We start from the raw sequence: 24260 nt of genomic DNA, 5'->3' as shown, positions 1-24260 counted from the left end.
AAGGCGAGCCGTCCTCCCCTCGGCGAGCCTTGAGGACATGCCCCGATCCTGCGATTCGTAGGATCGGGGCATGCCTTCGAACGACTCCGGCACCGCCTCCGCCAAGCAGGACAAGAACGCCGCGCCCCCGCTGCCCGAACCCCTCCGGGTGCCCGTCGCGGATTCGCACACCCATCTGGACATGCAGTCCGGCACCGTCGAGGAGGGTCTCGCGAAGGCGGCCTCCGTCGGGGTGACGACGGTCGTGCAGGTCGGCTGCGACATCAAGGGGTCGCGGTGGGCCGCCGAGACGGCCGCCCGGTACGACGCGGTCCACGCGACCGTCGCGCTGCACCCCAACGAGGCACCGCGCATCGTGCACGGCGACCCCGACGGCTGGTCCCGGCAGGGGGCGCGCGCCGCCGGAGGTGACGCCGCGCTGGACGAGGCGCTCGCCGAGATCGACCGGCTGGCCGCGCTGCCGCAGGTCAAGGGCGTCGGGGAGACGGGACTCGACTACTTCCGGACCGGACCGGAGGGCAAGGCCGCCCAGGAGCGGTCGTTCCGCGCGCACATCGAGATCGCCAAACGGCACGGCAAGGCCCTGGTCATCCACGACCGCGACGCCCATGACGACGTTTTGCGCGTCCTCAAGGAGGAGGGCGCGCCCGAGCGGACCGTCTTCCACTGCTACTCCGGCGACGCCGAGATGGCCGCGGTCTGCGCCGAGCACGGCTACTTCATGTCCTTCGCCGGGAACATGACCTTCAAGAACGCCCAGCCGCTGCGCGACGCCCTCGCCGTCGCCCCCCTGGAACTCGTCCTCGTGGAGACCGACGCTCCCTTCCTGACCCCCGCTCCGTACCGCGGACGGCCCAACGCGCCGTATCTCGTTCCGATCACGGTCCGTGCGATGGCCGCGGTGCGGGGCATCGACGAGGACGCCCTGGCGACGGCCATCGCGGCGAACACCGCGCGGGCGTTCGATTACTGACGGATCACGCTCCGTCGGCCGTCCGGTGGACGCGAAAAGATGATGAGCACCCCCGTGTCGCGACACTGTGTGACCGCGTTGCTTGGGAGGGTGACCATCGTCCGCTAGGTTCACGTCGCCCGACCCGGACCGGGATCACCTCTGGAGCGTGTCGTCGTGAGCAACGTCAAGTCCTCGCAGCAGCCGTCGCCGTACGGGACCTACGACACCGGCCGGACGTACGAGACCCACGAGCCGCCGCGGCCGTACGACGCCCGGACCCTGCCGTACGGGGTCCACGGGAACACGGACACGTACCGCCCCGCCTACGAGGCCCAAGCGGACGCCGCGGCGGGGCCCGGCGGCCGTGGCGGCACCCGGCGGGCGGTGCGGCGCAGACCGGCCGCCGACCGGACGGGGCCGCTGCGCCGGCTGGTGCCGCAGGCACTGGTGGTGGCGTTCCTCGCCGGCGGGACCTCGGCGTTCGTGGCGAAGGACAAGGCGATCGAGCTGACCGTCGACGGCAAGCCGCGAACGCTGCACACCTTCGCCGACGACGTCGCCGAACTCCTCGCCGACGAGGGCGTCACCTTCGGCGCGCACGACGTGGTCGTCCCCGCCCCCGGTACCGCCCTGGCCAGCGGCGACGAGGTGGCCGTGCACTACGGGCGGCCCGTCCGCCTCACCCTCGACGGCCACCGGCGCGAGCTCTGGACGACCGCTGGGACGGTCGACGGGGCGCTCCGGCAGCTCGGAGTGCGCGCGGAGGGCGCGTACGTCTCCACCTCGCGCTCCCGGCGGATCGGGCGGGCGGGGCTGGAGCTGGACGTCCGCACCGAGCGGACCGTCACGGTCATGGTGGACGGGCGGACGCGGACGATCCGCACGAACGCGGCGACGGTCGGGGAGGCGGTGGAGGAGGCCGGGGTCACCCTGCGCGGACAGGACACCACCTCCGTCGCGCCGACGAGCTTCCCCCGTGACGGGCAGACGGTGACCGTGCTGCGGGTGACCAGCTCGAAGGAAGTGCGGGAGGAGCCGATCCCGTTCCGTGTGCACCGCACCGAGGACCCCTCCCTCTTCCAGGGCACCGAGGTCGTCGAGCGGGCCGGACGACCGGGGGCGCGGCGCGTCACATACGCCCTCCGCACGGTCAACGGGGTCGCGCAGCGGCCCCGGCTGGTGCGGACCGAGGTGGTGCGGGAGCCGCAGGACCGGATCATGAAAGTGGGGACGAAGCGGATGCCGACGTCCGTCGCCGGGACGGAGGGGCTGAACTGGTCGGCCCTCGCCGTGTGCGAGTCGGGCGGCCGGCCCGACGCGGTCGACCCGTCCGGTACGTACGGGGGGCTCTACCAGTTCGACACGCACACGTGGCAGAGCCTCGGAGGGCAGGGCCGGCCCCAGGAGGCGTCGGCGGCGGAACAGACGTTGCGCGCGAAGAAGCTGTATGTCCAGCGAGGGGCGAGCCCCTGGCCCCACTGCGGGGCACGGCTTCGGGGGTGAATGGGGTGCCTAGTGGCTCGGGGGTGCGCTCTCGTTGGCGGGTGCGGGTCCGTCGTGGTTGTTCGCGCAGTTCCCCGCGCCCCTGAAAAGCGACCGGGGCTGCGCCCCGTGCTTTTGAGGATGAAGGGCGGGCCGCAGGCCCGATCCCTTCAGGGGCGCGGGGAACTGCGCGAGAAACCACACACCACCCGCAGCCGCCAACGAGAGCGCACCCCCGAGCCACCAGGCACCCGGCCCCCGTACCCTGGTGCTCGTGAGCAGCCCCACCCCCGACGCCCTCCTGGGCCCCGCCGACGTCCGCGAACTCGCGGGAGCGCTCGGTGTGCGTCCCACCAAGCAGCGCGGCCAGAACTTCGTGATCGACGCGAACACGGTGCGCCGGATCGTGCGCACCGCGGACGTCCGCCCGGACGACGTCGTCGTGGAGGTGGGACCGGGCCTCGGCTCCCTGACCCTCGCGCTGCTGGAGGTCGCCGACCGGGTGACGGCCGTCGAGATCGACGACGTCCTCGCCGCCGCGCTCCCCGCGACGATCGCCGCCCGGATGCCGGCCCGCGCCGACCGTTTCGCCCTCGTGCACTCGGACGCCATGCACGTCGCCGAGCTCCCCGGCCCGGCGCCCACCGCTCTCGTCGCGAACCTCCCGTACAACGTCGCGGTCCCCGTGCTGCTGCACATGCTGGACACGTTCCCGACCATCGAGCGCACCCTGGTGATGGTGCAGGCGGAGGTCGCCGACCGGCTCGCCGCCGGACCGGGCTCCAAGGTGTACGGAGTCCCCTCGGTCAAGGCCAACTGGTACGCGGAGGTCAAGCGGGCCGGCGCGATCGGCCGGAACGTCTTCTGGCCGGCGCCGAACGTCGACAGCGGCCTCGTGTCGCTCGTCCGCCGCACCGAACCGATCAGGACGACCGCGACGAAGGCCGAGGTCTTCGCCGTCGTCGACGCGGCCTTCGCCCAGCGGCGCAAGACGCTGCGCGCCGCCCTCGCCGGATGGGCGGGCTCCGCGGCGGCCGCCGAGGCCGCGCTCGTCGCCGCCGGTGTCTCCCCGCAGGCCCGCGGTGAGTCCCTGACGGTCGAGGAGTTCGCCGCGATCGCCGAGAACCGCGCCGCGGGCAGCGCCGGGAGCACCGGCGTCGACCCCCTCGACACCGCCCAGCCCGCCCAGCACACCAAGGAGCCCCGCCCGTCGTGAGCGTCACCGTCCGCGTGCCCGCCAAGGTCAACGTCCAGCTCGCGGTCGGCGGCGCCCGCCCCGACGGGTTCCACGACCTGGCCAACGTCTTCCTCGCCGTCGGGCTGTACGACGAGGTCACCGCCACCCCCGCCGACGAACTGACCGTCACCTGCGAGGGCCCCGGCGCCGACCAGGTCCCGCTGGACCGCACCAACCTCGCCGCCAGGGCCGCGCTCGCCCTCGCCGCACGCCACGGCATCGACCCGGCCGTACGGCTGCACATCGCCAAGGACATCCCCGTCGCCGGTGGCATGGCCGGCGGCAGCGCGGACGCGGCGGGCGCACTGGTCGCCTGTGACGCGCTGTGGGGCACCGGCGCCTCCCGTGCGGAACTTCTCGACATCTGCGCCGAGTTGGGCAGCGACGTGCCGTTCAGCCTGGTGGGTGGGGCGGCGCTCGGCACGGGGCGCGGCGAGCGGCTGAGGCCGCTGGACGTGGGCGGCACCTTCCACTGGGTCTTCGCGGTCGCGGACGGCGGGCTCTCCACCCCCGCCGTGTACCGGGAGTTCGACCGGCTCCACGAGAACCACGAGGTGCCCGAGCCCGTCGCGTCCCAGGTGCTGCTCGACGCGCTCGCCAAGGGCGACATCGACGCCCTCGCGGCGTTCCTGCCCGGGTCCAACGACCTCCAGCCCGCCGCCCTGTCCCTCTTCCCGAAGCTGGCCGACACCCTCGCCGCGGGCCGCGCCGCCGGGGCGCTCGCCGCCCTCGTCTCCGGTTCGGGGCCCACCACGGCCTTCCTCGCCCGCGACGCCGCCTCGGCGCACACCGTCGCCGATGGGCTCCTCGCCGCCGGCGTGTGCAAGGCGGCCCGCGTGGCCGTCTCCCCGGCACCGGGGGCGACGATCGTCCCCTGAGGGGGCCTTTCACTATGCCCGCCCGGGTCGCGTGGTCTGGTGCCTTGCGATGCACGACACCGGACCACGCGACCTGATCGGACGCTCATAGGGAAGGGACCCCTAAGGGCTCTCACCAGAGCCCAACCGCACGTACTCAGAACCGACTTGAGTACCTGAGCGCTGCCCGCCGCCGGGGCCGCCGCGCGACCGTACTCCCATGACTGCCAGCGTCAGCGCGAGCGCACTCGCCGCCGCCACCCCCTCCACCCGTGACCGGTACGTCGACCTGCTGCGGGTCGCCTCGCTCGGCACGGTCGTCCTCGGCCACTGGCTGATGGCGGCCGTGACGACGGGCGGCGACGGCCGGGTGGAGGTGGGGAACCTCCTCGCCGTCGAGCCGCGGCTGCAGATCCTCACCTGGGCGTTGCAGATCATGCCGGTGTTCTTCTTCGTCGGCGGCTTCTCGCACGCCCTCTCCTACCGCTCCCTCAGCCGCAAGGCCCCGGAAGCGGTCTCCGTCTACCCGGCCTTCCTGCGCGCCCGCCTCCAGCGGCTGCTGCGGCCCACCATGGTGTTCATCGGGGTGTGGGGCGCCGCCGCCGTCCTCCTGCACCTCGGGGGACAGGGCGGCGGGCTGATCGACGTGGCGCTGCGGCTGGTGGCGCAGCCGCTGTGGTTCATAGGGATCTACCTCGCGATGGTGGCGTGCACCCCGCCGCTGCTGAGGCTGCACGAGCGGTACCGGTGGGGCGCGTTCGGCGGGCTGGTCGCGGCGGCCGCCGCCGTGGACGTGCTGCGCTTCGCCCTCGGCGTGCCGTACGTCGAGTTCCTGAACTTCGCCTTCGTCTGGCTCGCGATCCACCAGCTCGGATTTCTGCGTGCCGACGGGCTGTTGACGCGGCCGTACCTGCTCGCCGGGGCGGGGCTGGCTGGTGCCGCACTGCTGGTGGCGTACGGGCCGTATCCGCTGTCGATGGTCGGGATGCCCGGAGAGAAGGTGTCGAACATGGCGCCGCCGACCTTCGCGCTGCTGTGCCACGGGGTGTGGCTGGTGGGCGCGGTGCAATGGGTGCGCGGGCCGGTCGCGCGATGGCTGGAGCGGCCGAAGGTGTGGCGGGCGGTCGTGGCGGCCAACGGCATCTCGATGACGGCGTTCCTGTGGCACCTTTCCGCCATGCTCGGCGTGTACGGCGTGCTGCTCGCCCTCGACACGTCTCTGCCCGTCCCCGCCTCGGGTGCCTGGTGGGCCCAGCTGCCCCTGCGGCTCGCCGCGGCGGCCGTCGTGACCGCCGTGCTCGTGGCCGCCTTCCGGGGCTTCGAACGGCCCGCGGGCCGCGGCGGGCAAGGGCGTCCCGCCGGGCAGACGTCGCCCGCCGGATACGCGGGGCCCGCAGCGGCCCTCGGCGTGACCCTCTGCCTGCTCGGCGTCCTCGGGCTGTCGATGGTCGGCTTCGGCGGACTCTTCGAGGGGCGGACGGCCCTGCTGATCGCCGTTCAGGTGACGGCCCCGGCGGCGGTGGGGATGACCCTCGCGGGGTGGCTGCTGGTGGAGCGGGTGGGCAGGGACGCGTAGTAGCTCGGGGGCCACTGTTGTCGGGCGGGTGCGGGTCCGTCGTGGTTGTTCGCGCAGTTCCCCGCGCCCCTGAAAAGCGACCGGGGCTGCGCCCCGTGCTTTTCATGAAGGGGCGGGCCGCAGGCCCGTTCCCTTCAGGGGCGCGGGGAACTGCGCGAGAAACCCCCCACCCACCCGCACCCGGCAACCAGCCCTTACTCCCCCCTCCGTACGCGCGGATACTCCCACCGGCAGACGACCGCCCCCGCCGCCCCCCGGCAGGGTGACCGCATGAGGACAAGCCGCCCCGTACGCCGGGGCCTCCTGGTCGTCCACGTAGCCGTCTCCGCGTGCTGGCTCGGCCTCACGCTCGGGCTGCTCGCGCTCGGGGTCACCGCGAACACCACCGGGTCGGCGGTGGCCGTGGAGGCGTCCGTCCGTGCCATGCAGCTGTTCGCGGACTGGCTCCTGATCCCGGTCGGGTTCCTGACCTTCCTGAGCGGGCTGGCACTGTCGCTGGGCACCGTGTGGGGGCTGGCCAGGCACCGCTGGGTGTACACCAAGTTCTGGCTGACCCTGGCCACGCTCACCGCGACCGTCCTCGCCCTGCGCCCCGGTGTGAACGGGGCGGTCACCGCCGTCGCCGCGGGCGGACCGCTGCCCGACGCCGGGGACGTGCTGTTCGGGCCGGTCGTCTCGCTGTCCGCGTACGTCTTCATGACCGTGATCTCGGTCCTCAAGCCCTGGGGGCTCACCCGGCGCGGCCGTCGGCTGCGGAGGGCCGCACACGGCCGGGGCAAGCGTCCCGCCACGACTGCCACGGCCGCCGACTACCCTGGAGGGTCGATCGTCCCCGTGGCAGGAGAGTAATGGCCGTCAACCTGGTCAATGTCGAGAACGTCAGCAAGGTGTACGGCACCCGCGCCCTGCTCGACGGGGTCTCGCTCGGCGTCTCCGAAGGGGACCGGATCGGAGTCGTGGGACGGAACGGGGACGGCAAGACCACCCTCATCCGTATGCTCGCCAAGCTGGAGGAGGCCGACACCGGGCGGATCACCCACTCCGGCGGCCTCCACATCGGCGTGCTCACCCAGCACGACTCCCTGGACCCGGCCGCCACCGTCCGGCACGAGGTCATCCGGGACATGGCGGACCACGAGTGGGCGGGCAACGCCAAGATCAGGGACGTCCTCACCGGACTGTTCGGCGGGCTCGACCTGCCCGGCTTCCCGCAGGGCCTCGACACCGTCATCGGACCGCTCTCCGGCGGTGAGCGGCGCCGTATCGCGCTCGCCAAGCTGCTCATCGAGGAGCAGGACCTGATCGTCCTGGACGAGCCGACGAACCACCTGGACGTGGAGGGCATCTCCTGGCTCGCCCGCCATCTGCGCGAGCGGCGTTCGGCGCTGGTCTGCGTCACCCACGACCGCTGGTTCCTCGACCAGGTGTGCACCCGCATGTGGGACGTCCAGAAGGGCTCGGTCTACGAGTACGAGGGCGGGTACTCCGACTACGTCTTCGCGCGGGCCGAGCGGGAGCGGATCGCCGCGACCGAGGAGGCCAAGCGGCAGAACCTCGTCCGCAAGGAGCTGGCCTGGCTGCGGCGCGGGGCGCCCGCCCGGACGTCCAAGCCCCGCTTCCGGGTCGAGGCCGCCAATGAGCTGATCAAGGACGTGCCGCCGCCGCGCGACAGCAGCGAGCTGATGAAGTTCGCGTCGTCCCGGCTCGGACGGACCGTCTTCGACCTGGAGAACGTCACGGTCCAGGCCGGGCCGAAGGTGCTGCTGAAGCATCTGACCTGGCAGCTCGGCCCCGGTGACCGCATCGGGCTCGTCGGGGTCAACGGCGCCGGCAAGACCTCCCTGCTGCGGGCCATGGCCGACGCCGCCCGCAGCGAGGGGGAGAAGCAGCCGGTCGCCGGACGTGTCGTCACCGGCAAGACCGTCAAGCTCGCCTATCTCTCCCAGGAGGTCGCCGAACTCGACCCCGAGTGGCGGGTGCTCCAGGCCGTGCAGCAGGTCCGCGACCGCGTCGACCTCGGCAAGGGGCGCGAGATGACGGCCGGGCAGCTCTGCGAGACCTTCGGGTTCAACAAGGAGAAGCAGTGGACGCCGGTGGGCGACCTCAGCGGCGGTGAGCGGCGGCGGCTCCAGCTGCTGCGGCTGCTGATGGACGAGCCCAACGTCCTCTTCCTGGACGAGCCGACGAACGACCTCGACATCGAGACCCTCACCCAGCTGGAGGACCTCCTCGACGGATGGCCCGGCTCGATGATCGTCATCTCCCACGACCGGTTCTTCATCGAGCGGACCACGGACCGGGTGTTCGCACTGCTCGGTGACGGCACGCTGCGGATGCTGCCGCGCGGGATCGACGAGTACCTGGAGCGGCGGCACGCCATGGAGGAGGCCGCGGCCGCGGCCTCGCCGGTCGCCGCCAAGCCCGTTGCCTCGGCTTCGGAGAAGGTCGTCTCCGCAGCCGACGCCCGCGCGGCGAAGAAGGAACTCCAGAAGATCGAGCGGCAGTTGGACAAGCTCTCCGAGCGGGAGACGAAGCTGCACGCGCAGATCGCCGAGAACGCCACGGACTTCGCGAAGGTGGGAGAACTCGACGCGGAGCTGCGGGCGTTGGCGGGGGAGAAGGAAGAGCTGGAGATGCGGTGGCTTGAACTCGCGGAGGACGCATAGCGGTAGGCGGGTGCGGGCGCTCGCCGCGGGGGACCGGTGTTCGGTGCCGGGTGCTGATCGTGGGGTGGCCGGTCGCGCAATTCCCGTGCCCCCTCGGGGCGTTGGTCCTGGCCGACGCTGACAAGTCCCGGCGCTTCCAAAGGCCTTGCGGCACACGGGGCGTGCGTCCCGTGAAGGGGGCGTGAAGGAGCGTAACGGAGGCATCACGGGCCGGTCCTCCCTTGGGAACAGGGGATCGACCGGCCCCGTGCGTTGTCGTGTCGCAGTGATAGAAAGAGCCGACTGGGAACAGTCGGGGAAGCGACACCACGCGTGACGACGGGTGGCTCGAAAGCAGCGAACAGGGGGAAACGCGCTGATGACTCAGCCACCCAACCAGCCGCCTCAGGGCGGCTTCGGCACTCCGCAGAACCCCGGACCGCAACAGCCGTACGGCTATCCGCAGACACCCCCGCCGCAGGGCCCGCCCGCACCGAGCCCCGGCTACGGCTATCCGCAGCAACCGCCCGCCCAGTCGGGCCCGTACGCCCAGCAGCCCGGCCCGTACGCGCAGCAGCCGGGGCCCTACACCCCGCCGCCGCAGCCCGGTTACGGCTATCCGCCGTCCCCGTACCCCGGCGCGCCCACCCCGCCGACCGGCGGCGGCTCCAAGAACCCCTTCAAGGGCAAGCCGGCGATGGCCGTCGGCGCGGCGGTGGCCGCGCTGCTCGTGATCGGCGGCACGGTGTTCGCGGTGACGAGCCTCGGTGACGACGGCGGCAGGAAGAAGCCGGTCGCCAAGGAGAGCGCGAGCAAGGGCGCCGACGACCCCAAGGCCTCCTCCTCCCCGTCCGCGCCCGTCAACCAGGGCGACGGCAACGGGGGCGGCGGCGAGGACCTCGACATCTCCGACCTCAACGAGGGCCGCAAGGCGGGCGAGGCGAAGGTGCTCTGGTACAAGAGCGCGCCGGACGCGCCCGGTTCGGGTGCGGACGCCCCCGGCCTGTGGGTCACCGACAAGGTCGCGGTGAAGGCCGCGTACAAGCAGCTCTTCGCGTTCGACGTCGCGAGCGGCGACCCTGCCTGGGACCCCATCGAGTTCGAGGGCAAGATCTGCACGGTCACCCCGGAGCCGACCGCCGACGGCCACATCGTGGTCGCCTCCAAGCGCGGCAGCAGCAACGACTCCGAGTGCGACCAACTCCAGCAGATCGACCTGAACACCGGGAAGAAGGGCTGGTCCGCCGAGCTGGAGCAGGGCGCCCTGTTCGACAGCAACATCAGCGTCGGCCTGTCCGTCACCGGTGACACGCTCATGGTGGGCCGCTCGCAGTCCGGCACCGCGTACGACGTCACCACCGGCAAGAAGCTGTGGGACAAGAAGGACTACGGCCAGTCCTGCTACCCGGGCGGGTTCGCGGGCGGCGCGCGGCTGGTCGCCGTCTCCTCCTGTGCGGTCACCACCGACAAGGAGCACGACGAGGTCCAGGAGCTCGACCCGAAGACCGGCAAGGCCAAGTGGACGCGGAAGATCCCCAAGGGCTGGCGGGTCGACCACGTGTACTCGCTGAACCCGCTCGTCCTCTATCTCACCAACGAGGACGAGAAGAAGTGGAACATCTCCGCCTTCGAGGCGGACGGCTCCACCCGCTCGCAGCTCGACGTCAAGGGCTCCTTCAAACCCGACTGCAACACCGGGATCATCTCCCGCAACCTCCAGGGCTGCTCGGGCGTCGCGGCCGACGCGAACACCCTCTACCTGCCGACCGAGGCGAAGGACGACGCGAACGAGATCGTCGCGGTCAACCTGTCCACCGGCAAGGAGAAGTGGCGCGTCAAGTCCCCCGCCGCAGCGGCCATGTCAGCCGTCAAGATCGAGAACTCCAGGCTGATCGCGTACGTGGAGTCGACGTACGGGGGCGAGGGCGGCCAGATCGTGTCGTTCCCCACCACGGGCTCCCAGCCCAAGGTGACGAAGCTCCTGCAGATGCCGGACAGCGCCGCGAAGATCGAGAGCTCCTTCTACTCGAAGGCCATCGACTACGTGGACGGGCGCTTCTACATCTCCACCACCCTGCTGACGGGCGTGGACGAGTCGAAGGAGAAGTTGATGCTGGCCTACGGCAAATGAGCCGGGGACCGGTGTCCCGGTCGACCTCCCCTCTCGCCCCTCACCCGCCTTCCGATTTCCGCTCCGAGGTATTCACGTCATGACGCAGCCGCCGCCCCCGCCGAACCAGCCGCCGGGTCCGCCCCCGAACCAGCCGCCGCAGCCCCCGGCCGGGCCCCCGGCCCAGTCACCGCAGGACACCCCGCCGCAGGGCGGCTTCGGCGCGCCCACACCCCCGCCGGCCGGCGGTTTCGGCGCCCCGACGCCCCCGCCGGCACAGGGCTCCGGCTACGGCTACCCGCAGCAGAGCCCGCCCGCGGGCCCGCCGCAGACGCCCCCGCCCGCTCAGGGCCCCGGCTACGGCTACCCCCAGACGCCCCCGCCGCAGCCGGGCTACGGCTACCCGGGCCAGCCCGGACAGCCGGGCCCGTACGGGCAGCCGCAGCCGGGCCCGTACGGCCAGCAGCCCTACGGCCAGGCCGGCCAGCCGTACGGCTACCAGCCGCCGACCATGCCGATGCAGCCGCAGGGCCCCGGCGGCAAGAAGAAGGTCAACTCCACGGCGATCATCATCACCGCGGCGGTCGCGGCCATCGCCCTCATCGTCGGCGGCGGCGTCTGGTACGCCACCTCCAAGGGCGGTGACGACGACAAGAAGAACACCGCCAGCTCCGAGGGGACGACCGGAGGCAAGGACGACCCGAAGGGCACCGACGGCGGCACCTCGTCGTCCGGCGGCTCGTCCTCCGGCGGAGTGGAGATCCCGGCCGAGGCGCAGGAGAAGGTGCCCTCCAGCACCAGCGCCAAGGTCCTCTTCCAGGTGCCGGCGCACGAGATCAAGGCCAAGGGCCAGATCGACAGCGTCAAGGGGTCCTGGCTCACCGGCAAGACGTACGCCAAGGCCGGTCTGAACAAGATCGTCGGCTATGAGCCGGACAGCGGCAAGGCCAAGTGGACGCTGGACCTGCCCGGCCAGACCTGCGCGAGCTCCCGTGAGATCACCACGGAGGGCATCAGCGTCGTGGTGACCGAGGAGGCCAAGCGCAGCAAGGCGGACGAGCGTCCGGCGTGCACCCAGGTGATCGCGTTCAACGTCGACACCGGCAAGGAGATCTGGACCAAGAGCGCCGATGTCAGCGGCAGCAAGGTGCCGTTCGGCGAGGTCACCATCTCGGGTACGACGGTCGCCGCTGCCGGCGGTTACTCCGGCGGCGCGGCCTTCGACGTCAACTCCGGCAAGGTGCTGTGGTCGCCGAAGGTCGGCGAGTGCACGGACGAGGGCTACGCGGGCGGCGCCCAGCTGGTCGCGGTCCGCAAATGCGGCGACTACGGCGAGGAGACCTTCGAGATCCAGCTGCTCGACCCCAAGTCGGGCAGCGTCAAGTGGACGTACAAGCTGCCCGCGGGCATCGACCGCGCCAAGATCATCTCCACCAAGCCGGTGGTGTTCGGCGTGGTGACCGGCAGTGACATCCCGCTGACCGGCACCAGCGACATCTTCTCGCTGGACGAGAAGGGCAAGTTGCGCGCCAAGATCTCCATCCCGGACAAGAAGTACAACTACGACTGCCCGGTCCGCGGTGTCTGGGCCTGCAAGGGCATCTACGTCGGCAACGACAAGGTGTACATGCCGACCGAGAACCACGACGGCACCGGCTCCTACAGCAGGACCAACGAGATCGTCTCCTTCTCGCTGGCCACCGGTAAGTCCACCGGCGACCGCGTGGACGCGGGCGACGACTACGAGCTGTTCCCGATCCGCATGGACGGGCCGAACATCATCGCCTACAAGGACGGCCCGTACGACAAGGGCGCGCAGGTCGTCTCCATCGACGGCAAGACGCTGAAGCAGACCACCCTCATCGAGACCCCGTCGTCCGAGTCGGTCCTCCGCGCGATCAGCGCGATGGTGCCGACGCTGAGCGAGATGCTCTACACCGACGGACGGTTCTTCATCGGCAAGGACCTGGTCAGCAAGCCGTATGACGAGGACGAAAAGGAGTACACGGCGCTCGGATTCGGGGCGAAGTAACCCCACGCGCCCCCTGGGTCCCGCACGACGGCCCCGTCCCTGGTCAGGGGCGGGGCCGTGCACGTTTCCCGCATCACTCCCGAATCGGAGGGATTTCGGTAATCCAGGGCACTTCTCACCGGGAGGGGGAGCGCAACGTCGAACAAGCGTGTAGCTTCCGGGGGCATGAGAGCGGGGGAGCAGACGGGGAAGTCGGGGGGCTTCTGTCCGTGAGGCCCGGTGGGCAGCCATAGTGGGCGACCATTGGGGGACTGGGGGGTGGCTGGCTCGATGGGAGTGCGGCTCATGGTGGTCGACGACCACCGACTGCTCGCCGAGGCGCTGGCCTCGGCGCTGAAGCTGCGGGGGCACCGGGTGCTCGCCGCGGCGGCACCCGCGGCGGGCGCCGCGGAGCTGGTGATCACAAGGGCACCCGAGGTGTGCCTGCTCGGCACGGCGACACCCGCCGAGCCCGGCATCTTCGACCCGGTGGTCAGGATCAAGCGGGAGCGTCCGCAGGTGGCGGTACTGGTGCTCGGCCCGGTGCCCAACCCGCGCGGCATCGCCGCCGCATTCGCGGCGGGCGCCTCGGGCTACGTACGGCACGACGAACGCATAGAGGGCGTCGAGCGGGCCATCATGAAGGCCCGCGCGGGAGAGGCGGCGGTGGCACCGCAGCTGCTCCAGAGCGCGTTCAGCGAACTGCTGAACCCGGCGGCCCAGCCGGACGACGAGGGCCAGCGGCTGCTCCGGATGCTGACCCCGCGCGAGGTGGAGGTGCTGGTCCGCGTCGCGGAGGGCGAGGACACGAGGCTGATCGCGACGGGCATGGGCATCGCCCCGTCGACGGCCCGCACCCACGTCCAGCGGGTCCTGATGAAACTGGGCGTGGGATCGAGGCTGGAGGCGGCGGCGCTGGCGGCGCGGACGGGGTTGCTGGACCGGGCGGGGCCGGTGGCGCAAGGGGTGCCGGGGATGGAGGAGTAGAGGACGGGCCTCAGCGGGCCGTCGTAGGCCTACGCAGGCCGGCCTTTATGTGGAGGAGGAGGCCGGCGAGGGGGGTGGGGGTGGTGCGGAGCTGGGTGACGGGGGTGTCGGATTCGCGGAGGTGTATGTGGTCGGGGGTGGCGGCCAGTTCGACGCAGGTGTCCCCTTCGCCGCCGCCGGAGTACGTGGACTTCTGCCAGAGCAGGACCTGGTCCGGCACGCTTCTCACAGCTCCTTCGCCAAGCGGTGGATGAAGTCTCGTGACGCCGCGGGTTCCAGCGACGCTTCCCTCACCCTACGAAAGAGCGTTCGCAGTTGCGTCAGTTGTGCTTGTGCGTCGATGAACAGGACGCCGGTCGGGGCATCGCGTAGTCCGGTGTCCAGCTGGGGCACCGGACCGCCCAGATACATCATCGAGGCGGCGGCACCCCCGAAGCCGTCCTGGTCGATGGGTACGACGCGCACCGTGACGTGGCCCTGCTCGATCTTGTCCAGGATGCACCGAAGTTGAGCAACTGATGTCTGCCGGTCGGCCACCCGGACGCGTAGGGCGAACTCGTGGACGATCGTCTCGTACGCAAGCGGGGCGCCGCACTCGATGGCCACGCGCCGCCGCATCCGGTGTTCCACCCGAGGGGACAGCTCGCTGTCGGGCAGTTCCGGTCGCGTGTAACTGAACACCGCTCGGGCGTAGTCGGGGGTCTGGAGCAGTCCTGGTACGTAACCGATGGACACCTCGTGGAGGAACCTCGCATGGTGCTCCGCTTCGGCCACGTCCAGATTCACCTGGGGCAGGACTCCCCGGTAGTCGTCCCACCAGCCGCGCCCGCTCTCGGTCGCGATCGTTACCAGGGCCTCGATCAGTTCCTCGTCCGCGCAGAGACAGTGAGCCGCGAGCCTTCGTAGCCGCTCCTCGCTGATCGCCGAACTCCCCGCTTCCATCTGGCTCATGTGCGCCGAACTCACCTTGAGCAGTCCGGCCAGCTCCTTGGCGGGCTTGCCCGCCGCCTCCCGCAGTCTGCGTAGCTCGGCCCCCAGGCGCACCTGTCGTGCCGTCGGCTGGTTCCGCATGGTCATCCGGGCAACTGCCTCTCAGTGACTCCACGTTCGGGTGTCAGATTACGGCAGGGCTTTGCAGGGGTATGAATTCATACCCTACCGTCAGTGACGCGGCGCACACGCTGCGGAATGCCGGGACCCGGAAGCGCACCACTCCGTCATGCCGTGACGGCTGAGGCAATGCCACCGCTGAGCCCGACCAACCCCCACCAACAAGGGAGTTCACACGTGTCCGAAACCGGCGCCGAACCCTGGGAATACGTCCTCCACATCCCCCACGACCCCCGAGCCGTCACCGTCTCCCGCCGCACCCTCCGCCTCATCCTCAAGATGCATGGCGTCACCTCCCACCTGGACACCGCCGAACTCCTCGCCACCGAACTGATCGCCAACGCCGTGCTCCACACCAAGGGTCCCGCGGCCCTGCGCGTGCGCTGGACGGGCGACGCGCTGTGGATCGGCGCGTGGGACGCGGACCCACAGCCACCAGGCCCGCCCGTCCGCTCCGGGGAGCCGTACGCCGAGGCCGGCCGGGGCCTCGCCCTCGTGCGGGCCTGCACGGACGCATGGGGCTGGCAGCCGTCGTCCCGGTTCGGCCAGTCGGGCAAATATGTGTGGTGCGAACTGCCGTGTGACCTGGCCGCGGCATGACTCGTTGACCATCCGAACGAAAGGAGGGAGAGCCGATGGTCAGCTCGTCGCACGAGGCACTGCACCGGATCTTCCAGAAGGACCCCGCGTTGCTCACCCGCACCCTGCAAAGGGTGTTACACGTGCCCTTCCCCGAGCCGCGCGAGTTCGCCGCCATGAACGTCGACCTCACGGAGATCGAGCCGGTCGAGCGGCGCGTGGACACGCTGCTGAGGGCGGAGACCGACGAGGGGACGTATCTCCTGGTCGTCGAGTCGCAGGGAAAGAAGGACGAGGACAAAAGGCGCAGCTGGCCGTACTACCTCAGCTACCTGTACGCGAAGTACCGGTGCGACCCGGTGCTCATCGTGATCACCCAGAACGCCGCCACCGCTCGCTGGGCGGGAGAGCCCATCCATCTCGGTGTGCGCGGCCGTCCCTCGCTGACGGTGCGGCCCCTGGTGCTGGGCCCGGACAACGTCCCGGTGATCGCGGACGCGTGGGCGGCCAGGCAGGACCCGGCTCTCGCGGCGCTCTCGGCGATGACACATGGCAGGGGCGCCCAGGCTGCGGCCATACTGGAATCCCTGGTAGCCGCCCTGCGGAGCATTGACGCGGAAAGCGCCGCTGTCTTCGTGCAGTTCGTCGACTCATGCCTGGTGGATCCCCAGGCGCGGAAGCTGTGGAGGGACTTGATGACGGAGATGCAGTACTTCTGGCGACACCCGCTGGCCGAGCAGACGCGGGAGGAAGGCCGGGAGGAAGGCCGGGAGCAGGGTCGGATCCTGGGCCGAGCCGAGATGATCATCGAGGTTCTCGAATGGCGGGGCATTCCGGTCCCGGGCACGGTCCGCGAACGAGTCACCTCCTGCACGGACCGCGCGCAGCTCAAGGTCTGGGGGGAACGGGCGCTCCATGTGGCCGAGGCCGAGGACCTGTTCCGCGCCGCAACCTGACGCCGCCAAGGCTGCAGCGTTCGACCTGAGCCCGCTCGAAGGAACCGCTCCTGACCTGTCTGACCCGGGCGTCCGTGGCGCGTACCGCAGCCGAGGTCATCCGCAACGATCAGCCCGCACCGCGTCCGGCTGATCATGCGAGCCATGCCGGGAGAGGGAACCCCACCGCCCCAAGCCCGATCAGGATGCGGCCAAGCCGAACAGAACCGAGCTGAGCAGATCACCGCCCCACTCGTACGGCGGAAACGCGGATACAACGGGCCTCGGTGTGCCGAGGCCCGTTCCCACCGACGACCGTGGCGGGTGAATCCGACGCCCAGAACCACGGCGACGTTCCACCTGCGCAGCTCACATCAGCCCCAAGATCCAGCAATCTTTGTTTCTGGTGATCTTTGTTTGATTGTGATGGTGACGCACCTGGGGTCTTGTGCTTTGATGTGTTCGGTTCTGTTTGGTGAGCTCGATGACGTGATGGCTTGATCGCTTGATCGCTCGAATGCGGGTACGGATGGGGAGTCCGGCGTGAAGAAGACCTCGACCCGGCTGGCCGACGGTCGTGAGCTGATCTACTACGACCTGCGCGACGACACCGTGCGCGACGCGGTGGACAAGCGGCCCCTGGAACGCACCGTCACCACCTCGGAGGTACGCAGGGACCCGCTGCTCGGCGACTCCGTCGCGATCGCCTCCCACCGGCAGGGCCGCACCTACCACCCGCCGGCCGACGAATGCCCGCTCTGCCCCTCCCAGGGTGACCGGCTCAGCGAGATACCGGACTCCTCCTACGACGTCGTCGTGTTCGAGAACCGCTTCCCGTCACTGGCCGGCGACTCCGGCCGCTGCGAGGTCGTCTGCTTCACCTCGGACCACAACGCGTCCTTCGCCGACCTCACCACGGAGCAGGCCCGCCTCGTCCTGGATGCCTGGACCGACCGCACCGCGGAACTGTCGCACCTCCCCTCCGTCGAGCAGGTCTTCTGCTTCGAGAACCGGGGCGCGGAGATCGGCGTGACCCTCGGCCACCCCCACGGGCAGATCTACGCCTACCCCTTCACCACCCCCCGCACCGCCCTGATGCTGCGCTCGCTCGCGGCCCACAAGGACGCCACCGGCGGGGAGAACCTCTTCGACGCCGTGCTGGAGAGCGAACTGGCCGGCGACCGGATCGTGCTCCAGACCGAGCACTGGGTGGCGTTCGTGCCCTACGCGGCACACTGGCCGTACGAGATCCACCTCTACCCCCGCCGCCGGGTGCCGGACCTCCTGGCGCTCGACGAGGACGCTCGTACAGATTTCTCCCAGGTTTATCTGGAACTCTTGAGGCGCTTCGACCGGATCTTCGGCGAAGGTGAACCGCCCACGCCGTACATCGCTGCCTGGCACCAGGCACCGTTCGGCGCGCTGGAGGAGTTCGACGGCGTCAGCCGCGACGACTTCGCGCTCCACCTCGAGCTTTTCACCATCCGCCGCACCTCCGGCAAGCTGAAGTTTCTCGCGGGTTCCGAATCCGGCATGAACGTGTTCATCAACGACGTGCCGCCGGAGCGCGCGGCCGAGCGACTGCGAGAGGTAGCGAGTTCATGAGCGGTAAGTACCTGGTCACGGGCGGTGCCGGTTACGTCGGCAGCGTGGTCGCCCAGCATCTGCTGGAGGCGGGCCACGAGGTCGTCGTACTCGACAACCTGTCCACGGGCTTCCGCGAGGGCGTACCGGCCGGCGCGTCCTTCATCGAGGGCGACATCCGCGACGCCGCGAAGTGGCTGGACGCCTCCTTCGACGCGGTCCTCCACTTCGCCGCGTTCTCGCAGGTCGGGGAGTCCGCCGTGAAGCCCGAGAAGTACTGGGACAACAACGTCGGCGGCACCATGGCGCTGCTCGGCGCGATGCGCGAGGCAGGCGTGCGCAAGCTCGTCTTCTCCTCGACGGCGGCGACGTACGGCGAGCCCGAGACCACCCCGATCGTGGAGTCCGCGCCGACCCGCCCGACCAGCCCCTACGGCGCGTCCAAGCTGGCCGTCGACCACATGATCACCGGTGAGGCGGCGGCCCACGGCCTGGGCGCGGTGTCCCTGCGCTACTTCAACGTGGCCGGCGCCTACGGCTCGTGCGGCGAGCGCCACGATCCCGAGTCCCACCTGATCCCGCTGGTGCTCCAGGTCGCGCAGGGCCGCCGCGAGGCGATCTCCGTCTTCGGCGACGACTACCCGACCCCCGACGGCACCTGCATCCGCGACTACATCCACGTCGCGGACCTCGCCGAGGCGCACCTCCTCGCGCTGGACGCGGCGGAGGCCGGCGAGCACCTCATCTGCAACCTGGGCAACGGCAACGGCTTCTCGGTCCGCGAGGTCATCGAGACCGTCCGCCAGGTCACGGGCCACCCCATCCCCGAGGTCGTCGCCCCCCGCCGCGTCGGCGACCCGGCGATCCTGGTCGCCTCCGCCGCCACGGCCCGCGACCGCCTCGGCTGGAACCCGTCCCGCGCGGACCTCGCGGGGATCGTGGCGGACGCGTGGGAGTTCGCGCGGCGACAGGCCGGGTGAGGCGCCCCCGGTCGACGTGGGCGGGGACGGGGACGCCGTAGCCGTCCTCGTGCCGGTGGGATGGTGGGCCGGGGGATGCGGAGTTTCGCGTACCGGTGATGGTGTGGGCCGGGGTGTCGGCCGGTGGTCCGGCCGGTGTCCCGGTCGGTAGGGTTCGGCCGGAATGTCGGCCGGTGGGCAAGGAAAGGTCAGGGTCAGGGCATGAGCGAGGCCGTAGAGGTCGGGGCCGAGGTCGTTGTCGCCGAGCGGTTCGAGGAGCTGTACGGGACGGCGCCGGAGGGGGTGTGGGCGGCGCCGGGCCGGGTCAACCTGATCGGCGAGCACACCGACTACAACGACGGCTTCGTCATGCCCTTCGCCCTCCCGCACACCACCGTCGCCGCGGTCTCCCGCCGCACCGACGGCGTCCTGCGCCTGCACTCCTCCGACATCGACGGCGGCGTCGTGGAGCTGACGCTGGAGGGCCTGGCCCCCGAGTCGGACCGCGGCTGGACGGCGTACCCGGCTGGCGTCGTCTGGGCCCTGCGTGAGGCCGGCCACGAGGTGACCGGCGCGGACGTACACCTGTCGTCGACGGTCCCGGCGGGCGCGGGCCTGTCCTCGTCGGCCGCGCTGGAGGTCGTGGTGGCCCTGGCCCTCAACGACCTCTTCGACCTCGGCCTGAAGGGCTGGCAGCTGGCCCGCCTGTGCCAGCGCGCGGAGAACGTCTACGTGGGCGCCCCGACCGGCATCATGGACCAGACGGCGTCGGCGTGCTGCGAGCAGGGCCACGCCCTGTTCCTCGACACCCGTGACCTCTCCCAGAAGCAGATCCCCTTCGACCTCGCCGCCGAGGGCATGCAACTCCTGGTCGTCGACACCCAGGTCAAGCACTCCCACAGCGAGGGCGAGTACGGCAAGCGCCGCGCCGGCTGCGAGAAGGGCGCGGCCCTGCTGGGCGTGGACGCCCTGCGGGACGTGGCGTACGACGAACTGGACGCCGCGCTGGAGCGCCTCGGTGACGAGGAGGAGGTCCGCCGCCTGGTCCGCCACATCGTGACGGAGAACCACCGGGTGGAGCAGGTCGTCGCGCTGCTGGAGGCGGGCGAGACGCGTGCGATCGGTCCCCTCCTGGTCGAGGGACACGCGTCCCTGCGCGACGACTTCCGCATCTCCTGCCCCGAGCTGGACCTGGTCGTCGACACCGCGATCGCGTCGGGCGCGCTGGGCGCCCGGATGACGGGCGGCGGCTTCGGCGGCTCGGCGATCGTGCTGGTCGAGTCGACGGACGCGGACACGGTCACGAAGGCGGTCGAGGAGGCCTTCGCGGGGGCGGACTTCACGCCCCCGAGGGTGTTCGTGGCGGTGCCGTCGGCGGGGGCACGGCGGGTGTCCTGATCCAGGCTTGCGCGGGCCGCGCCCCCACCGACGACGTACCTACGCCGTACGCCGTCGGGGGAGCGCGGCCTGACGCGTGTTCCCCGCATTTCACCCGCGAACGCTCACTGACCCCCGCTGCCGGGCGGTTCACGGCCGTCCCCGTGCGCCACGCCTGAGTGGAAACACGCATGCGCTCCGCTCGCCCCGGACACCACACTGTCACAGCAAATAGTTAAAGTGGTCGGTGAGTTGCCGGTGTTACGGGGGAGGGCAGTGATGGCGGACGGCGGTTCGACGGGCGGCGCGACAGGATCCTCGTGGGTGTCCGGCATCTTCGACGCCGCACGCGACGCGGCCGCGGACGTGGCCACGGAGCTGACGTCGTTCACGGCGTTCAAGAAGCGAGTGGATCAACTGATCACCGACCTCAAGGACTCGGACGCGGGCCCCGGCAAGGTGGGCAAAGAACCCCTGGCGCGCGCCCAGTTCGGCGGCGGGAACGGCGAATGGGCCGAGGCCGCGGGCCTCTTCACCGCGTACGAGACGGTCATCACGGAGCTCGAGAACCTCTCCAAACTGCTCTCCGACTCCATGGAGGGCATGGGCATCGCCGTCATGGCGTCCCACAAGGGCTACCAGAACATCGACCTCGACATCCGCGACCGCATGGCCGCGATCAGCGCGGAGACGACGGAACACTACGGCGGCGCGTACGACCCCGGCCTGCCGACGTCCCCCCAGGCCCCGGCCCGTGACGCGACGGCACCCGGACAGACCCAGCCCCAGACCCAGCCGCCGGCGGACGGTGGCGACGCGGGAGGCACGATCTGATGCCCGGCGGTAACCCTTTCGACAACATGAGCCACGAGCGCATGCTGCAGTGGCTCGACCAGGCGAACAGCGGAACGGTACAGGCGGCCGCCGACCGGCTGGCCAAGGCGGCCGAGGAGATCCACAAGATCGCCGAGGAACTCAAGATCCGCCCGCAGTGGGTCGAGTGGAAGGGCGAGGGCGCCGACGCGTTCCGCACCTGGACCGCGGACCTCGCCAACTCCACTCTCCGCCTGGGCGACTTCAGCGAAAGCTCGGCAAAGTGGCTGGCCCAGGCCTCGGACGCGATCGCCCGAGCTCAGGCGGCGATCCCCCGCGACACGAAGGGCGCCGAGGCCAACCGCGTCGCGGCGGCCTCGGCCCCGAACGACCCGGACGCCGACAAGATCTCGTCCAAGTCGTCGAGCGAGCTTGAGGCGCTGGCCGCCAACAAGGAGAAGGTCCGCCAGGAGGCGGCCGCCGAGATGATCAAGCTGGGGCAGGCGTATGAGTTCTCGGCGAACCAGATGAACGCATTGGAGAGGCCTAAGTTTCCGCCGCCGCCGGATGCGGTTCTGCCACCGGACACCGGGTCGGTTGACGATATGAGGGATCGAGGGAGCCCCGGTGCTCAGGTGCATAACGCCCCCTCCTCCACGGGCCAAGCCACATCGGATTCATCACGCAGCCTAGACAGAGCTTCCGATAACTCTGGTGTGAAGCGATCGCTGGACACCTTTGGGGACGAACCGACGAAGGACGCGCCTCCCACACGGATGGGCATCGACTCCGTGGAGACGTTGTTGCCGGACAAGCAGACAACGACGGGGCCGCTGGGAAGCCAGCCCAACGGAGGACGAACGGACGGATCAGGAACCGTCCCTCATGCGGGTTTGATCCCGCAGGGGCCTGAGGGCCGGCGCATTTCACCGAGCGGTCCCCTTCCACAGGGGCGAGCAACCGCGAACGGTCGTATGCCGCAATTGCCTGGCCAGGCGGTTCCCCCTCAGCATTCCGCGCGGCTGCCGGGCGGTACTGGCATCATCGGAGGGCGCCCGGCCACTCCTCCGCTGGCAGGGCAGACGGGACCTTTCCATCGAGGCACCGTGGTTGGAGGACCGAGTCAGACTGGTCGCTCGCCGATGAGTCCCATGACCCGCACCACAACCTCTATGGGACGAGCGATCGGCCAGCAAGGACAGCCACCTACCAGTCGGCTTTCCACGCCGAACGGTGGCGTCATCGGTGGCACTCCACAGCGTGCAGGTCGTGCTGGACTCGGCGGAAGCGGATCGGGTAGAGCGGCTGGCCCTGGCGCGACAGCTGGCGGCGGAACGGCTCGAGGCGGTGTCATTGGCGGTGCTTCAAGCACTACCGCTCGCAGCGGGGGCGGCGAGACAGGCAGCGACCGCACCTCTAGCCAGACGTCCTCAGCAAGGTCGGAGAGCAGGAACATCCGGCCAGCTCGCTCGACTGACAACGAGCGCAACAGACGAAAGAGTGGCGACCGATCTACGCCACCGGTCATCGACTGACGCGTCCCCAGAACGGAGACAACAACGCATATGCGCACCGCCAGCCCTCGACGTAGCCGTCACCGTGCTGCGGCATCCGTGCTACTCGGTCTGCTCCTGGTGGCCGCCGCAGGAGCCCCGGCCCATGCCGAGACGATCCGTGAGGAACAGTGGTTCCTTGACGCGATGCGGGCTGAGCAAATGTGGCAGAGCAGTACCGGCAAAGGTGTGACGGTCGCTGTTATAGACACAGGAGTCGATCCGACCAACCCTGATCTGAAGGGACGCATCCTCAAGGGCAAAGACTTCGCAGAGGATCAGCCTGGGGACGAGCACACTGACTATGAGGGTCACGGCACGGGGATGGCAGGGCTCATCGCCGGGACGGGGGCGTATGACGGCGGGCGGGGCGCCTTCGGATTGGCCCCTGGTGCAAAGATCCTCCCGATCCGTATTCCGAGGGCTGCCGCCGCTGCCAACAAAGCTGAGGGCAACGCCCGATTCAACCAAGCAGCTCCGAAGGCGATCCGCTACGCAGTTGACTCAGGCGCAAGAGTCATCAATATCTCCCAGGCCTACACGGCAGGTTCGCACCAACTCTCAGCGGCAGTTAAGTACGCGTTGGACAAAGGCTCGTTGGTCTTTGCAGGTGTCGGAAATGACGGGGAGACAACCAACGAGCTCATGTATCCGGCAGCCACGCCCGGAGTGGTAGGTGTGGCTGCTGTGGGAAGAGATCTCCATAGGACAGCCGAGTCTCAACACGGTCCTCAGGTAGACATGGCAGCTCCGGGTGAGGAGATGGTTCACGCGTGCGGGACTGAGAGTGGCATTTGCGAGAGCCATGGCACCAGCGACGCCACAGCCCTAGCCTCCGCCAGCGCCACCCTCATCTGGTCCAAGCACCCAACCTGGACCAACAACCAGGTCCTCCGAGTCATGCTCAACACCATCGGCGCCCCCACCGACGGGGCCAGGCGCAACGACTCCATCGGCTACGGAATCGTCCGCCCCCGCATCGCCCTGCAAAACCCTGGAGACCCCGGCCCCGCCGACGAGTACCCGCTCCCGGACCTCGCGGCTGCGGCGTCCGCGTCGCCGTCCCAAGAGCCCTCGGTGACGGACTCCACTGGCTCTCCAGCTGAGGACAACACTGAGATGGCTGCCGACGAGTCAGATGACGGCATTCTCATGCCGATGTTGTTCGGAGGCCTCGCCGCCGCAGTGTTCGGCGGGGCTATCGCAGGCCTCGTCATCACCCGCAAACGCCGCGCGAAGCAAGCCGCAGTTCCGACCCCAGCGGCTCCCTATCCTTATGGGACGCCCCAACACACGTCAGGGGCAACGCAGCACCCGGCCCTGCCGTACGCGCCTCCCGGCGCTCAGAACGGCAACGTAACTCCTGGCCGTAGCCCTGACTCTGTCTGAGGGCTGAGAAGCTGTTGTCTTTTCGATCTTGAGAGATGCGCGTCGAACAGGAGTCCCGATCGGGTGGTCGCGGGGTGCTGGGCGCATATGAACAGGGCCTC

The 24260-nt window shown here is 70.2% G+C and carries 20 protein-coding genes; 18 read left to right on the top strand and 2 right to left on the bottom strand.

Features of this window, described 5'->3' with window-relative positions:
* Nucleotides 1-70: 70 nt before the first annotated feature.
* The 10 genes from ACZ43N_RS25840 (at nucleotide 71) to ACZ43N_RS25795 (ending at nucleotide 13860) form a co-directional block, all read left to right on the top strand.
* Complete coding sequence (locus ACZ43N_RS25840; protein ID WP_468100735.1) at nucleotides 71-973, top strand: TatD family hydrolase; 903 nt, start codon at nucleotides 71-73, stop codon at nucleotides 971-973.
* Nucleotides 974-1129: 156 nt separating this feature from the next.
* Entirely contained in the window at nucleotides 1130-2458 is a 1329-nt protein-coding gene (locus ACZ43N_RS25835; protein ID WP_468100733.1) for a ubiquitin-like domain-containing protein, read from the top strand.
* A gap of 253 nt (nucleotides 2459-2711) precedes the next feature.
* Entirely contained in the window at nucleotides 2712-3653 is a 942-nt protein-coding gene (gene rsmA / locus ACZ43N_RS25830) for a 16S rRNA (adenine(1518)-N(6)/adenine(1519)-N(6))-dimethyltransferase RsmA (protein ID WP_468100732.1), read from the top strand.
* Entirely contained in the window at nucleotides 3650-4552 is a 903-nt protein-coding gene (locus ACZ43N_RS25825; RefSeq protein WP_468100730.1) for a 4-(cytidine 5'-diphospho)-2-C-methyl-D-erythritol kinase, read from the top strand. The genes rsmA and ACZ43N_RS25825 overlap by 4 nt, the downstream gene beginning before the upstream one ends.
* Before the next feature lie 199 nt (nucleotides 4553-4751).
* Nucleotides 4752-6107: an acyltransferase family protein gene (locus ACZ43N_RS25820; RefSeq protein ID WP_468100729.1), complete on the top strand. Its 1356-nt coding sequence runs from the start codon at nucleotides 4752-4754 to the stop codon at nucleotides 6105-6107.
* Nucleotides 6108-6377: 270 nt separating this feature from the next.
* Nucleotides 6378-6956, top strand: a complete 579-nt coding sequence (locus ACZ43N_RS25815) for a DUF2269 domain-containing protein (RefSeq protein ID WP_468100728.1) — start codon at nucleotides 6378-6380, stop codon at nucleotides 6954-6956.
* Nucleotides 6956-8773 (top strand): ABC-F family ATP-binding cassette domain-containing protein, encoded by a 1818-nt coding sequence (locus ACZ43N_RS25810; RefSeq protein WP_468100727.1) that lies wholly within the window; start codon nucleotides 6956-6958, stop codon nucleotides 8771-8773. The genes ACZ43N_RS25815 and ACZ43N_RS25810 overlap by 1 nt, the downstream gene beginning before the upstream one ends.
* A 358-nt stretch (nucleotides 8774-9131) precedes the next feature.
* Nucleotides 9132-10883: an outer membrane protein assembly factor BamB family protein gene (locus tag ACZ43N_RS25805; protein ID WP_468100725.1), complete on the top strand. Its 1752-nt coding sequence runs from the start codon at nucleotides 9132-9134 to the stop codon at nucleotides 10881-10883.
* Nucleotides 10884-10962: 79 nt separating this feature from the next.
* On the top strand, nucleotides 10963-12894 hold the full coding sequence (locus ACZ43N_RS25800) for an outer membrane protein assembly factor BamB family protein (RefSeq protein WP_468100723.1): 1932 nt from the start codon (nucleotides 10963-10965) through the stop codon (nucleotides 12892-12894).
* Between the two features lie 270 nt (nucleotides 12895-13164).
* Nucleotides 13165-13860, top strand: coding sequence for a helix-turn-helix transcriptional regulator (locus ACZ43N_RS25795; protein ID WP_468100722.1), 696 nt, complete (start codon nucleotides 13165-13167; stop codon nucleotides 13858-13860).
* Between the two features lie 10 nt (nucleotides 13861-13870).
* Here the strand turns inward: ACZ43N_RS25795 and ACZ43N_RS25790 are convergent, their stop codons facing one another.
* Together ACZ43N_RS25790 and ACZ43N_RS25785 are read right to left on the bottom strand one after the other, a co-directional pair.
* Nucleotides 13871-14080 carry a DUF397 domain-containing protein gene (locus ACZ43N_RS25790; protein ID WP_468100721.1) on the bottom strand — a complete coding sequence of 70 codons (210 nt, stop codon included), beginning with the start codon at nucleotides 14078-14080 and terminating at the stop codon, nucleotides 13871-13873.
* 5 nt (nucleotides 14081-14085) lie between these two features.
* A complete protein-coding gene (locus ACZ43N_RS25785) occupies nucleotides 14086-14937 on the bottom strand; it encodes a helix-turn-helix domain-containing protein (protein ID WP_468100720.1) in 852 nt (283 codons plus the stop codon).
* A 210-nt stretch (nucleotides 14938-15147) separates the two neighbouring features.
* On the opposite strand from ACZ43N_RS25785, the gene ACZ43N_RS25780 reads away from it, so the two are divergent.
* The 8 genes from ACZ43N_RS25780 to mycP all read left to right on the top strand — a co-directional run bounded on the left by ACZ43N_RS25780 (nucleotide 15148) and on the right by mycP (nucleotide 24159).
* Nucleotides 15148-15570 carry an ATP-binding protein gene (locus tag ACZ43N_RS25780; protein ID WP_468100718.1) on the top strand — a complete coding sequence of 141 codons (423 nt, stop codon included), beginning with the start codon at nucleotides 15148-15150 and terminating at the stop codon, nucleotides 15568-15570.
* A gap of 35 nt (nucleotides 15571-15605) precedes the next feature.
* Nucleotides 15606-16505 (top strand): hypothetical protein, encoded by a 900-nt coding sequence (locus tag ACZ43N_RS25775; protein WP_468100717.1) that lies wholly within the window; start codon nucleotides 15606-15608, stop codon nucleotides 16503-16505.
* A gap of 522 nt (nucleotides 16506-17027) precedes the next feature.
* Nucleotides 17028-18089, top strand: a complete 1062-nt coding sequence (gene galT / locus ACZ43N_RS25770) for a galactose-1-phosphate uridylyltransferase (protein ID WP_468100715.1) — start codon at nucleotides 17028-17030, stop codon at nucleotides 18087-18089.
* Nucleotides 18086-19048 (top strand): UDP-glucose 4-epimerase GalE, encoded by a 963-nt coding sequence (gene galE, locus ACZ43N_RS25765; RefSeq protein WP_468100714.1) that lies wholly within the window; start codon nucleotides 18086-18088, stop codon nucleotides 19046-19048. The genes galT and galE overlap by 4 nt, the downstream gene beginning before the upstream one ends.
* 201 nt (nucleotides 19049-19249) lie before the next feature.
* Nucleotides 19250-20425, top strand: coding sequence for a galactokinase (gene galK, locus ACZ43N_RS25760; RefSeq protein ID WP_468100713.1), 1176 nt, complete (start codon nucleotides 19250-19252; stop codon nucleotides 20423-20425).
* A gap of 303 nt (nucleotides 20426-20728) precedes the next feature.
* Nucleotides 20729-21238 carry a hypothetical protein gene (locus tag ACZ43N_RS25755; protein ID WP_468100711.1) on the top strand — a complete coding sequence of 170 codons (510 nt, stop codon included), beginning with the start codon at nucleotides 20729-20731 and terminating at the stop codon, nucleotides 21236-21238.
* Nucleotides 21238-22752 (top strand): hypothetical protein, encoded by a 1515-nt coding sequence (locus tag ACZ43N_RS25750; RefSeq protein ID WP_468100710.1) that lies wholly within the window; start codon nucleotides 21238-21240, stop codon nucleotides 22750-22752. The genes ACZ43N_RS25755 and ACZ43N_RS25750 overlap by 1 nt, the downstream gene beginning before the upstream one ends.
* Nucleotides 22753-22782: 30 nt before the next feature.
* Nucleotides 22783-24159, top strand: coding sequence for a type VII secretion-associated serine protease mycosin (mycP, locus tag ACZ43N_RS25745; RefSeq protein ID WP_468100708.1), 1377 nt, complete (start codon nucleotides 22783-22785; stop codon nucleotides 24157-24159).
* Nucleotides 24160-24260: the final 101 nt, after the last annotated feature.

The organism is Streptomyces sp. NPDC030814, from assembly GCF_055572155.1.
Note: the sequence above shows the minus strand (reverse complement) of the source record. Positions and strands in the feature narration are given on the sequence as shown.